The following is a 12,715-nucleotide window of genomic DNA, read 5'->3' on the forward strand; positions in this document are numbered from 1 at the left end:
TTTAAAAATGATTAGGCTGAGTTTCGACTTGCGTTAATGTTTCCGAACAAAGATCTTGTGACCATAGCGGAATACATTTCTTCCTTGTCTGTTCCTTCTTGAAGCTTCTGCAAGGCATATTGCTGAATGGCTAATAATGGTAAGACAATCTTTTCTCGCATTTCTACAGATAATCTAGAAATCGGTTCGTCCTGCATTAAAATATCATAACCTGTAATTTCTAACATCATCTGTTTAGACAATAAAAACTCATCATATAATAAGGTCCAGAATTCACTGTATTGTGGATTCTCTTCCATATAGAACGTTAATGGGAAATATGTTTTTGTCATCGACATCATGCTGTTCTGCACCAAAGTTTTGAAGAAATCAGAATGATTGAATAAGTCAATAATTTCTTGCTTTCTACCTTGGTCAACAAAAGTTTTAATCGCGGTACCAAATCCATAATATCCTGGAACATTTTGTTTTAATTGACTCCATGACCCCACAAATGGAATAGCTCTCAAATCTTCGAACACCAAAGCATCATTAGGGCCTCCACGTTTGGTTGGACGCGATCCGATGTTGGTTTTCCCATAGAACTTGAGCGTACTCATGTTTTCCAAATAAGGAACAAATTGAGGATGTGACTTTAAATCAGCATATTTCTTATAACTTAACAACGCTAAATCATCCAACAACTGTCTTTCATGCTCTTTAATTTCCATTTTAGAGTCCATAAAAACTGAATTCTTTAAACCAGCGGAAATCAATTGTTCAAAATTAAATTTCGCTTGATCTTTAGTTCCAAAAACAGATGTAATGGTCTGCCCTTGTATAGTTAATTCAATCCTATGGTTGGCAATAGTTTTTCCTTGTGCTGCATAAAACTGATGTGTCTTTCCACCTCCACGTGCTGGCGGTCCTCCGCGACCATCAAAGAAAACAACTTTCATTTCATTCTGATCAGAAACAGCGGTTAGCCTTTCTTTGGTTTGATAAATCTCCCAATTGGCTTTTACATAACCACCATCTTTGGTTCCATCGGAGAAACCTAACATAATACCTTGCTCAGAATTTCGGCGCTCTAAATGCTTGCGATAAACAGGTAGATTATAGAGTGTGTTCATGGTTTCTTCCGAGCCATTTAATCCGTTTATGGTTTCGAAAAGAGGAATTATATCAAAATTGATTTCATCGTCTTGATAACCGCAATATTTGAATAAGGCATAAACGATTAAAACATCAAAAATGCTTTCGGAATTAGATATAATATATCTATGAATTCCTCGCTCGCCATTTCTTCGCTGCAACTCGCGCAGTTGTTTTACATTCTTGATGGTATCTATACTAACATCGGTTTCATAGTCATTTTCATCAATATTTAAAGACTTTTCTGTTAGAAATTCAATTCTAGCTTCATCGCTGATTTCATCGTAATTAAGCCCAAATTCCTTCTGAAAAATTTCACGAATAATTAAATCATGTTTAGAACTATCTTGACGAATGTCTAGACTCGCAAAATGATACCCGAACATTCTAACACGGTCGATGTAATCGTTGATATAATTTAAATATAATCCGTTGTATTTATTTTGAATATCTTCTTTAATAAGAAGCAACTCTGCAATCAATTCTTCATGTGACATCGAGACTTTACCATGAAAAATCATTTCATATAGTTTTTCACTAATGGAGGTCATCCTTTCGGAAACGCCTCTAAAAGTGAGCTTTTTTCTTAATTTTTTAAGATGATTATAATAGCTTTTGAGGATTGAGATTCTTAATTCGCCTGCTACACGTTTCGTAGTTTCAGCTGTTACATAAGGATTTCCATCTCTATCACCACCTGGCCAAAAACCTAATTGAATCAAATGAGGGTTTTTCTCAATAGTTTCGTTTCCGTAAAGTGATTTTACCTTTTGAGCAAGTTCTCCCAAAGTGTCATAATAAACATAGCGCAAATAATAAATAATGCTCAATGCCTCGTCGTAAGGCGTTGGTTTGGTATGACTAACAAATGGCGTAAGACCCAATTGCTGTAATAAAAGATCAATGTTAGTTACTGAATCACTTTTGATTGCCGACCTTAAATCATATAAAATCCTTTGAACATTATTAGAATAAAACTGAGTTGGATGCGCCGTGAAAACAACTTTAACCGCAAAATCTTTCAACTTTTCTGCAACACCTTCTAATTTTTCTCTTTCTTCTGCAACTTGATGAAATTGAGTTAAGGTGCCCGCCTCGGTCGTTTCGTGTAATGAAGAAAAAGCAGCATCCTCTATACTATCAAACAATACTACTTGTCGCTCGATATATTGAATAATCCTAAACAACAAATCTGCCTTCTTGTCTTCGTCGGTAATTTTTGTATGATCCTCAAAAAAAGCATCTATAATTTCAATCGGTGTTTTTCCTTCTGGGAACTTTATCCTGCTTTCCTCGTATAGAAAGGGAAGTAGCATACCAATATTCGACATCTTATCATAAGGGAGACTCATGAAAAGACTATTATAGATCTGATATTTATTCTGAACGAGTTGTCGGAACTTCTCGGTTTGTTGCGGCTGTTTCATATGTATCAAAGTTAAGAAATGTAACGATGTGATATCGAATTCTATATTTCTATTTATAACATAAAACAATTTTACTGAAAAAAGGCAATGAATTCTTAAACAATGTGGCTAAAAATTATATTTTTCTCTACCTTTGCAGCACATTTATTAATAAGCAATTATGAAAAAACTATTATTATCTTTAGTTCTTGGATTCTTACTAGTTCAAACGAACGCACAGTTTTCAATGACTACAATAGATGACCAACCTATCGAAAATGGTCAAACTTTTACTTTTAACACAACTACTGAGGAAGACGCAAAGTTAGGCTACATCGTGCATAACAACTCAGATGCATTAATTTTAATGAAAGCTGAGGTGGTAGAACTTATTGATTCTGATGGAAGTGAATTCGAGCTTTGTTTTGGTGGATCTTGTTACTATTCAATTAGTCATGGTTTAATTATGCCACAAAGCCCTGTAGCTATTCAGCCAGGTGGAATTCAAGGTATGTTCGACCATATGTGGAACAAAAACACATCTTCTCCTTATATGTCGGCTAAGATTAAATTCTTTATGATCGATACATTTGGTGCTGAAGTTGGTGAGCCATTCTTTGTTAACTATGTTTACAATGAAAACTTAGGAGTTCAAGATATTGAGCAAGCCGTTAAGTCTCAAGTTCAAAATACTATCATTAAAGATGTATTAATGTTAGACTTACACGAAAATTCAACAATTAACATCTATTCTGTAAGCGGAAAATTGATTAAAGCTACAAAAGCTAACCAAGGTAAACTTAACTTAAACTTAAGCAACCTAAACAAAGGTCAGTACATTGTTGTTGTTAATTCAGCTTCAGGAAAAACAGCTTCTACGAAAGTTTTAGTTAAATAATATATATCTACAAAAATTAAAATGCCACATCTTGCGATGTGGCATTTTTTATTATATCTAAATTCTAGTAATTACTTTACAATCACAATGTGATAGTTTTTCTTACCTCTTTGTAATAACAAGTATTTACCAGCGATTAAATCCTCTTTAGAAGGCTTGTAATCATCGCTTATCTTATCCTTGTTGATAGAGATAGAGTTCTCTTTCAAAGCTCTTCTCGCCTCTCCTTTTGAAGCCAAGAAACCAGAACCTTCTGATAAGAAGTCTAATAATTCTAATTCAAAAATATCTTCACCCACTTCTTGCTGAGAAACACCTTCGAATACGTCTAAGAAAGTCTGTTCGTTTAAGTTTTTCAAATCTTCTGAAGTAGATTTACCAAATAAGATTTGAGATGCCTTTTTAGCTAATTCTAATTCTTCTTCTCCGTGAACTAAAGTAGTCACACTATCTGCTAAAGCATTTTGTAAGATTCTTCTATGTGGCTCTTCTTTATGTTCTGCTGTTAATTTCTCAATCGTTTCTTTATCCAAGAAAGTATAGAATTTAATGAAACGTTCAGCATCCTCATCGGCTACGTTCAACCAGAATTGATAGAAAGTATATACACTAGTTTTGTCCGCGTCTAACCAAATATTTCCTCCTTCTGATTTACCGAATTTAGTTCCATCAGCTTTTGTAACCAAAGGACAAGTCATCGCAAAAGCTTCTGTTTTACCGTCGCTCATTCTACGGATTAACTCGGTTCCCGTGGTCATATTTCCCCACTGATCTGAACCTCCCATTTGGAATTTAACGCCCATATCATGGTATAAATGGTGGAAGTCATAACCTTGAATCAACTGATAAGTAAATTCAGTAAATGACATACCAACACCTGATTCACCCGACAATCTCTTCTTAACAGAATCCTTTGCCATCATGTAATTCACGGTAATTCTCTTACCAACGTCTCTTACGAAATCAATGAATGAAAAATCCTTCATCCAATCGTAATTATTCACCAAAACAGGTGCATTTTCGTCGGTTGCGTCGAAGTCTAGAAAACGACTCAATACATTTTTAATTCCTTCTACGTTTTTGGCTAAAGTTTCTTCATCTAACAAGTTACGCTCGTCTGATTTCCCAGTTGGGTCACCAATCATACCTGTAGCTCCACCTACCAAAGCAACCGGTTTGTGTCCGGCCTTGCGATAATGCATCAAAATTAAAATCGGAACTAAACTACCGATATGTAATGAATCTGCCGTAGGATCAAATCCGATATAGCCCGTGGTTTTTTCTTTATTTAATTGTTCTTCTAATCCAGGTGTTGTGTCCTGAATTAAACCTCTCCATTGGAGTTCTTCTAAAAAATTATACATAGTTGGATATTGAAGTTCGCAAAAATACAAATTTAATATAGCTTGACTTTAACAGATTAGATTAAATCCTAATGAAAAACTTAAAGCATAAAAAAACCAACCCGAAATTGATTGGTTTTATAAGTATTTTATTTAAGAATTTAATCTGTCTTAAACATTCTGTTCATACAACAAACATAAACCTCGCAAGGTGTGTAACTTGTCATCTTTATTGATTTTATCCGTCAAAGGATTAAAAATATGCCCTAAACCACCGGTAGATATTACGTAGAAATCTTTATTAAATTCCTTTTTAATACGAGCGATTAATCCTTCAACCATTCCAATATAGCCATAGACCATTCCGCTTTGCATACAAGCTTCTGTATTCTTACCTAAAGACGATTTAGGTGGTACCAATTCAATGTCTGGTAACTGGGAGGTATCTCCCACCAAAGCTTTTAAGGAAGTAATCACACCTGGTGCAATCACAACACCCATAACTTCACCTGACGCATCGATACCAAGAATGGTTAATGCTGTTCCAAAATCAATAATCAATTTATTATCTGGATATAACTCATGTGCCGCTACTGCATTTGCATATAAGTCAGTACCCATTTGATCTGAATGCTGAACTACATTAGATTTCGTATTTCGGTCCACAATCATGGCTTCTATACCATGAATCTCATTTAAGGCCCTAGCAACAATTCCTGTTTGATGTGGAACCACCGAACCAATAACAATCCCTTTGATTTGATTCTTATCGATTCCATGTTGTTCATACATGTTCTTGAACATCAAAAACAACTCATCAGCCGTTTTAAATGGCTTGGTGTTGATTGTCCAAGAGGTTAGATTCTTATGGTTTTCTCCAACCCCAAATCGAATGCTTGAGTTACCAATATTTACTACTAAAATCATATATTATGGTTGTGGTGCTGGATAAATATTATTCGCTCTATTTACGTCTGCTAATCTTTGTGTATAATCAATTTCCACTTTTTGAACATCTTTAGCTGCCTCAAATTCATAAGAATTATAAGTCCAACCCCAATCTTTTAATTGTGTTGATTTAATACCTTGGTAGAATTTATTTTCTTTTTCTTTACTACCTCTCATAGCATTGATTGGAATATAAAACAACTCTTTGCTGCCATCTTTATAAGTTACTAGAACGTCTAAAGGCATGGCGAAGTTAGAATGATTTTTTAGTGAAACTTTTCTACCTTCAACCTTTTCAACTCCGTAATCAATGGTTCTGATGGTATTAACGAATAGATTGTTATACCACTTTAAGTTAATTCCAGAAACTTCTTGAGCTACTTTTTGGAAGTCGCCTAATTTAGGATGTTTCATGCTCCAATCTGCATAAAACTTCTTGAAAGTCTCTTTCAAAGCGTCTTCACCAATTATATATCCTAGCTGGGCAACATAAACTTGCCCTTTGTAATATGCTGCTAAACTATAAGCAAAGTTGGTGTCATAATAATCTGCCAATAAACTCATCGGCTCTTCTTTTCCACTTTGAGCCAAATGATAATATCCATTATAAGCTCCTTGGAAAGGATTAATTTGATTTTTGTTTGCATCCATGATTTCAGCCATAGCCGCTGCCTCTGCATAAGTTGTGAAACCTTCGTCCATCCATTCGTCTCTCGTTTCATCAAAAGCAAATAAATGCTGGAACCAAGAGTGTGCAGCTTCATGATAAATCACCCCCAACAAACTTTCAAAATTACGTTTCCCTGTGATTAAGGTAGAAGTTCCATATTCCATTCCACCATCACCACCTTGAATAATACTATACGTGCTCCATGGATAAGCTCCAAAGTTTTTATCCATAAATTGGAAGAACTCAACTACTTTAGGCTTTGCAGTCTGCCAATGGTTTACAAATTCTTTATCTAAATTTTTGTCATATAAATAATATAAAACTGGTCCATTAGGAACTTGTTGCTTCTCTACCACGTAGTCTGGATCAGCTCCCCAAGCAAAATCATGAATATTTTCTGCTTTAAAATTCCAAGTTACATTAGATCTCTTTTTGAATTTTTTATTTGAATAACCTGGCATGCTGTCTTCATTCTGTAATTCACCAGATGCTCCAACTATATAATTTGATGGAAGAGTGATTTTAACGTCAAAATTTCCGAATGGCGCATAAAACTCACGACCGATATATTCATCTAAATGCCATCCTTCATTATCATATTGTGCGATTTTAGGATACCATTGTGTCATAGAAAAGTCAATCCCTTCACTAGAATCTCTACCGCCTCTACGAATGATTTTTGGTACTTGTGATTTCCAATCAAGTTTCAAAGTTGTGCTCGATTTAGGACCTAAAGGCTCTTTTAAGCTAACTTCTAAAATAGTCCCCATAGATTTAAAATCTAATGCTTTGCCATTTTGATGAATACTATTCATTTTCACAAAGCCAATCTCTTCGGGCGTTAACTTAGAAATTCTACTTTCGTAAATAGGATTATCTTTCGTCCCGACATTGTTTGTCATTCTCCTATCTGGATCTTCAATAGATTTCAGCCTTTCATCCATCAAACTACCTGGTTGAAAAGCATTATAATACAAATGAAAATAGATTTTATCCAATGTATCATCTGAATTATTGGAGTAAGTAACCTCCATTTTTCCATCATATTGGAATTTATCTACCTGCATGTGGATATCCATTTTATAATCCACGAACTGTTGCCAATAACTTTGTGCACTCAACGGAACACAAATAAAGGCCATCAAAAGCCAACTTAATTTCTTCATAAAGCTAAAATAAGATATTTTATTGTTTGTTAACGAATTTGCTCAACTTTAGCTAAAGTTTAGCGATTTTACCATGAAATAAAGACTAAAAGTACTATTTACCTAACTTATGATAAAAGAATAATTCATGATTAGGAAATACTTCTGGATGAAAAATATAAACCAAATCTTTTAAAACCCAATCTGCACGAACCGATCCTGTTTCGAAATAATCATTAGCACCGGCGGTGTTCATTCTATTAGACAGAGAATATACTTTTGCGGTCTTATAAGCTTTAAACCAATCATGGTTAATATAAGATTTTTGAATTTCGTTTAAAGAGGACAAATCTGAAGCATTCATCCAGAAATCAGCTTCTGCCGCTTTTTCATAAACCTGTTCAAAATTAAGTTTCACACTTCCCTGGCTGTCATCATTTGACCATAAGTAGTTTGCACCCGCATCTTTAAAATACTGAGCAGCAAAACTCTCTCCTCCTGGCATATACCAAATATCACCACGCATAATTTCAGCAAAGGCGGTAGGTTTATTTTCTTGTTTTAAAGCTAAATCTTTATAAGAATGATAGTTTGTTTCAATCTCTTGATATAGTTCGTTTGCCGCATCTAACTTTCCGATTAAAACGCCATACAACTTGATAAATTCAGCTTTTCCTAATGGCGTTTTCTCATTATATTCATCTGCATAAATCATTAAAATACCTGCCTCTTCTAACCTTTGGTAAGTTTTAGACATGTTTGGATCTGAGAAACCAATAACTACATCGGGATTTAAAGCAATGACTTTCTCTAAGTTAATTGCCGATAAATTTCCTTGGTCTAAGTTAGGATTATCCTTAATTCGCTGATGAAGTGCTGGACTATAAATCCATTGAGCATCAAAAACACCTTTGATTGCATCTAAACCATTCAATGCTTCTAGGTATCCAACGCTAGATGCCGATAAAATTGCCATATTTTTTAAAGGCAACTTAATTTTAGGAATTTTGATGGACTTGGTGCTTTTATCTAATTTAATCTGGTAGTTCCAAATAGAATCTTCCTCAAATAAAGCTACGGATGAAGCATTTTTAAAAATATTTAAAGAATCTTTTTCATGTACATTAATCTCCTTAATACTTGAAGATGAATCTTTTTCACATGAAATTAAAAGAAAAAGTGATATATTTATAAATAAGAAAATAAAAGTTTTGTTCATAATTTAAAAATAATTGTATATTTGCACCCCGTAAATGGCCACGTAGATCAATTGGATAGATCGTCAGATTACGGCTCTGAAGGTTGAGGGTTCGACTCCTTCCGTGGTCACTAAAACAAGAAAGCCGCTTTTTCAAGCGGCTTTTTCTATGTTCTAAATTTAGACTAATTCTTCTGGCCAATTATGACGCTTCATGATAGTTGAAGCATAACCACAAATTGGTTTTGGCCTCATATTTTTCTCCTGCGCTAATAAAATACCTTGTTTAACGATTTCTTTACCAATCTCTTGGTCTCTATATTCTGGTTCCACAAAAACATAATCTAAATATAAACTACCAACTCCTTCGTGATAATCCATATAACCAACACAAACACCGTCTTTGTGCATTTCAAATTTTCTTTGATGAATGGGAACCACTTTTAATTCTGACATATAAACCTTTTTTACAAAGGTAAAAAATAATACATCAGCATAAAAGACAATTGGACACGGACTTAGAATTTTGACCGATATTACCTATCATTTTACAACATACTTTCTATCTTTGTACATTAACAAGAATTTATGTCAAAAAGATATACCGTAACCTCTGCGTTACCCTACGCTAATGGTCCAATCCACATAGGGCATTTAGCAGGTGTGTACATTCCTGCTGATATCTATGTGAGATATTTAAGAAGAAAAGGAAAAGATGTTTTATTTGTGGGCGGATCCGATGAACATGGAATTCCAGTTACTATTCGTGCTAAACGCGAAAACACAACGCCACAAGCTATTGTAGATCGTTATCACGACTTAATCAAAAATACATTTGCTGATTTAGGAATTTCTTTTGACATCTATGATCGAACTTCTTCTCAGCATCATCATAAAAACGCTGCTGAATTCTTTACACACCTTTACGATAAAGGTGTTTTTCAAGCAGAAGAAACAGAACAATATTTTGACGAAGAAGCTGGAGAATTCTTAGCCGATAGATATATCGTTGGGGAATGTCCTAATTGTGGTAATGCGAATGCATATGGAGATCAATGCGAGAGCTGCGGATCGAGCTTGAGCCCAAGAGAATTAATCAATCCAAAGTCGGCTTTAAGCGGAAATATTCCTGTTTTGAGAAAAACAAAAAACTGGACTTTGCCATTAGATCAATATGAAGATTTCTTAAGAGAATGGGCTGTAGAAGGTCATAAGGATGATTGGAAATCAAATGTATTAGGTCAGGTTAAATCTTGGTTAGACGATGGTCTAAAACCTCGTGCTATGACCAGAGATTTAGATTGGGGTGTAAATGTTCCATTAGATGAAGCAGCAGGCAAAGTATTGTATGTTTGGTTCGATGCACCTATTGGATATATTTCTGCAACACAAAAATGGGCGGAAGAAAATGGAAAAGATTGGAAACCTTATTGGCAAGATGAAGAGACCGAATTAATTCACTTTATCGGGAAAGACAATATTGTTTTCCACTGTGTTATTTTCCCGGTTATGTTGAAAGCGCATGGTGATTATATTTTACCCAAAAACGTACCTGCGAATGAGTTTTTAAACCTTGAAAATGATAAGATTTCTACCTCTAGAAATCATGCTGTTTGGGCTCATGAATATGTTGAAGAATTCCCGGGCAAACAAGATGTTTTGAGATATGTCTTAACATCTAACATGCCAGAGAATAAAGATAATAACTTCACTTGGAAGGACTTCCAAACTAAAAACAATTCAGAACTAGTTGGTATTTTAGGTAACTTCTTGAATCGTGTGATGGTATTAACTAACAAATACCACGATGGAGTTATTCCAGAAGGAGAAACCACCTTTGAAGAATTAAAAGAGTTAAAAGAATACCCAAAAAGAATTGGTGCTTATTTAGAGAAGTTCGAGTTTAGAAATGCTTTAAGTGAATTAATGAATCTAGCTCGTTTGGGTAATCAATTCTTACAAGTCCAAGAACCATGGAAAAAGATTAAAACCAACCCAGAAGAGGTTCCATCTATCATGAGAGCTTCTTTAGAAATATCTGCTTTGTTAGCTCAATTAGCAGAACCTTTTATGCCACAGGCAAGTGCAAAAATGCTACGCATGCTGAATCTTGAATTAAAGACCTGGGACGAATTAGAAGAAAGTGATTCATGGGTTACTACAGGACAATTATTGAATAAAGCAGAGCTTTTATTTGACAAAGTAGAAGATGATGCGATTGAATTCCAGTTAAATAAATTAAACGAAACAAAAAGACAAAATAAAATGACGAATCCTAATGCCGAACCACAAAAAGAAACTTGCACATTTGATGATTTTCAGAAAATTGACTTACGTGTAGGAACTATTTTAGAGGCAAAGAAAGTGGAGAAGGCTGACAAGTTATTAGAATTGAAAGTTGATACAGGAATTGATGTTAGAACCATCGTTTCGGGTATTGCTGAAAGCTTTACTCCAGAAGAAGTGATTGGTAAGAAATGTACAGTTCTTGTGAATTTAGCACCACGTAAGATTCGCGGAGTTGAAAGCCAAGGAATGTTATTATTTACAGATAAAGCAGATGGCAAACTTAGCTTTGTAAATCCTGAAGACGATGCAGCAAACGGTGCTGGAATAGCATAAATCTCCCTCCAATTTGGATATAATATTAACTCGTTAGTCTTCTCGCTAACGAGTTTTTTTATGCCTTAAAATTGCTTTATAGAGCAATCTCCTTAGTTTTTGAGAGAAAACCTAGTTTAAGCTCATAGTTAGCTTATAAAGCGAATTAGGTATTTACTTTATATAAAATTCATGGCAAATAAAAACGGCTTCCAATTGCTTGGAAGCCGTTTAGTAAGATATTTAATTAAGAGTTACTTCTTGATTAACTTCTTAGTTTCTGTTTTAGTTCCATCTGTAATAGTTAAGATGTAAACTCCAGCAGGTAAGTTAGCAACGTTTACTTTGTTAACGCTATCAAAAGAAGCAACTTTTTTACCAGATACATTCGTAACAGTTACTAAAGTTTTAGCTGCATTGAAATCATTAGCTAATTTGATATTTACTACATCTTTAGCAGGGTTAGGATATACAGCAGAAACTGATTTAGTAGATGCTATATCGTTAGTACTTGCAGTATCGTTGATTCTGATGTTATCAAAGTAAGCATCTCCACCATAGTTATCATGTACTAGTCTAATGTGATCAAGGTTTGATCCTCCATCAAAAGGAGCACCTGAACTAATTAACTCATTATCTAAGTATAAGCTCATAGATAAACCATCATATTCTAATCTTATATTATGCCAAGTATTAGTTGTCCATGTACCTGTAGTTGGGTGAACTTGACCCTGTCCCATTTCATCTAATCCAGTGAATAAAACTGTACCGTCATAGCTAAAATAGATTTGAGTTATATAGAAACCAGCCGCGATGTCTGCAAGACCGAACATAAAATCAGATGAATTCTGTGCATTCCATTCAGTTCCGTAGAAATCATATGAAAGAGTGAAACCTGAAGCAAATGGAATCACCTCTGGAAAATCGTACATAGCTCCAATAATAGGACCGTCTTCTTGTATTGGATACACATCCATATGAGGATTGTAAAATGATTGTGACCCATCGCTCGCTAATTCATCTGTAACAAGCTGACCTTCAATAAACCCGCCTGCTCCATCTGGAGTGGCATACCAATTTTCAACTTGTCCATTAATATTTCCTGGGAAAAATCCTTCTGACTGCTCAAAAGAAAATGTTTGAGCTGACAACAATCCAGTTCCTGCTACCAATAAAGATAATAAAACTTTTTTCATAAACTTAAATTTTAAATAATTTTTCTGTTCTAAGTAGGTAAAAATAGAGATAATTTTAAACAATAGAAAATTTTGTCCATTAAATCTTTATAATAATATCTAATAATTCTCTTTACCCACCCTAATACATTAGTAAATTTTAGATTTGAGACTATAATTTATAAGAATCTGACAAA

9 protein-coding genes and 1 tRNA gene are annotated in these 12,715 nt (G+C 34.4%); 3 read left to right on the forward strand and 7 right to left on the reverse strand.

Annotated elements, in window-relative coordinates; translation table 11 throughout:
• Positions 1-11: 11 nt before the first annotated feature.
• Positions 12-2,561, reverse strand: coding sequence for a phosphoenolpyruvate carboxylase (locus NLM59_RS01105; RefSeq protein WP_304415895.1), 2,550 nt, complete (start codon positions 2,559-2,561; stop codon positions 12-14).
• A 160-nt stretch (positions 2,562-2,721) separates the two neighbouring features.
• On the opposite strand from NLM59_RS01105, the gene NLM59_RS01110 reads away from it, so the two are divergent.
• Entirely contained in the window at positions 2,722-3,438 is a 717-nt protein-coding gene (locus tag NLM59_RS01110; protein WP_304415896.1) for a T9SS type A sorting domain-containing protein, read from the forward strand.
• 71 nt (positions 3,439-3,509) lie between these two features.
• Here the strand turns inward: NLM59_RS01110 and tyrS are convergent, their stop codons facing one another.
• From tyrS to NLM59_RS01130, 4 genes are all read right to left on the reverse strand, one after another.
• Positions 3,510-4,802, reverse strand: coding sequence for a tyrosine--tRNA ligase (gene tyrS / locus NLM59_RS01115; RefSeq protein ID WP_304415897.1), 1,293 nt, complete (start codon positions 4,800-4,802; stop codon positions 3,510-3,512).
• Between the two features lie 150 nt (positions 4,803-4,952).
• Positions 4,953-5,708 carry a type III pantothenate kinase gene (locus tag NLM59_RS01120; protein WP_304415898.1) on the reverse strand — a complete coding sequence of 252 codons (756 nt, stop codon included), beginning with the start codon at positions 5,706-5,708 and terminating at the stop codon, positions 4,953-4,955.
• A gap of 3 nt (positions 5,709-5,711) precedes the next feature.
• Positions 5,712-7,565 (reverse strand): M1 family metallopeptidase, encoded by a 1,854-nt coding sequence (locus NLM59_RS01125; protein ID WP_304415899.1) that lies wholly within the window; start codon positions 7,563-7,565, stop codon positions 5,712-5,714.
• A gap of 94 nt (positions 7,566-7,659) precedes the next feature.
• Positions 7,660-8,763 carry an ABC transporter substrate-binding protein gene (locus tag NLM59_RS01130; RefSeq protein WP_304415900.1) on the reverse strand — a complete coding sequence of 368 codons (1,104 nt, stop codon included), beginning with the start codon at positions 8,761-8,763 and terminating at the stop codon, positions 7,660-7,662.
• Positions 8,764-8,799: 36 nt separating this feature from the next.
• Here NLM59_RS01130 and NLM59_RS01135 point away from each other — a divergent pair.
• Positions 8,800-8,873, forward strand: a tRNA-Arg gene (locus NLM59_RS01135).
• A 49-nt stretch (positions 8,874-8,922) separates the two neighbouring features.
• Here NLM59_RS01135 and NLM59_RS01140 read toward each other — a convergent pair.
• Positions 8,923-9,198, reverse strand: coding sequence for a GNAT family N-acetyltransferase (locus NLM59_RS01140; protein ID WP_304415901.1), 276 nt, complete (start codon positions 9,196-9,198; stop codon positions 8,923-8,925).
• 132 nt (positions 9,199-9,330) lie between these two features.
• On the opposite strand from NLM59_RS01140, the gene metG reads away from it, so the two are divergent.
• Complete coding sequence (metG, locus tag NLM59_RS01145; RefSeq protein WP_304415902.1) at positions 9,331-11,364, forward strand: methionine--tRNA ligase; 2,034 nt, start codon at positions 9,331-9,333, stop codon at positions 11,362-11,364.
• A gap of 233 nt (positions 11,365-11,597) precedes the next feature.
• Here the strand turns inward: metG and NLM59_RS01150 are convergent, their stop codons facing one another.
• Positions 11,598-12,539 carry a T9SS type A sorting domain-containing protein gene (locus NLM59_RS01150; protein WP_304415903.1) on the reverse strand — a complete coding sequence of 314 codons (942 nt, stop codon included), beginning with the start codon at positions 12,537-12,539 and terminating at the stop codon, positions 11,598-11,600.
• Positions 12,540-12,715 lie beyond the last annotated feature (176 nt).

Origin of the sequence: Profundicola chukchiensis, assembly GCF_029664245.1 — a bacterium.
Taxonomy (GTDB): domain Bacteria; phylum Bacteroidota; class Bacteroidia; order Flavobacteriales; family Weeksellaceae; genus Profundicola; species Profundicola chukchiensis.

Coding starts and splice junctions, on each gene's coding strand:
- NLM59_RS01125 (WP_304415899.1), bottom strand. CDS start 7,565: ATGAAGAAATTAAGTTGGCTTTTGATGGCCTTTATTTGTGTTCCGTTG.
- NLM59_RS01140 (WP_304415901.1), bottom strand. CDS start 9,198: ATGTCAGAATTAAAAGTGGTTCCCATTCATCAAAGAAAATTTGAAATG.
- tyrS (WP_304415897.1), bottom strand. CDS start 4,802: ATGTATAATTTTTTAGAAGAACTCCAATGGAGAGGTTTAATTCAGGAC.
- NLM59_RS01120 (WP_304415898.1), bottom strand. CDS start 5,708: ATGATTTTAGTAGTAAATATTGGTAACTCAAGCATTCGATTTGGGGTT.
- metG (WP_304415902.1), top strand. CDS start 9,331: ATGTCAAAAAGATATACCGTAACCTCTGCGTTACCCTACGCTAATGGT.
- NLM59_RS01105 (WP_304415895.1), bottom strand. CDS start 2,561: ATGAAACAGCCGCAACAAACCGAGAAGTTCCGACAACTCGTTCAGAAT.
- NLM59_RS01110 (WP_304415896.1), top strand. CDS start 2,722: ATGAAAAAACTATTATTATCTTTAGTTCTTGGATTCTTACTAGTTCAA.
- NLM59_RS01130 (WP_304415900.1), bottom strand. CDS start 8,763: ATGAACAAAACTTTTATTTTCTTATTTATAAATATATCACTTTTTCTT.
- NLM59_RS01150 (WP_304415903.1), bottom strand. CDS start 12,539: ATGAAAAAAGTTTTATTATCTTTATTGGTAGCAGGAACTGGATTGTTG.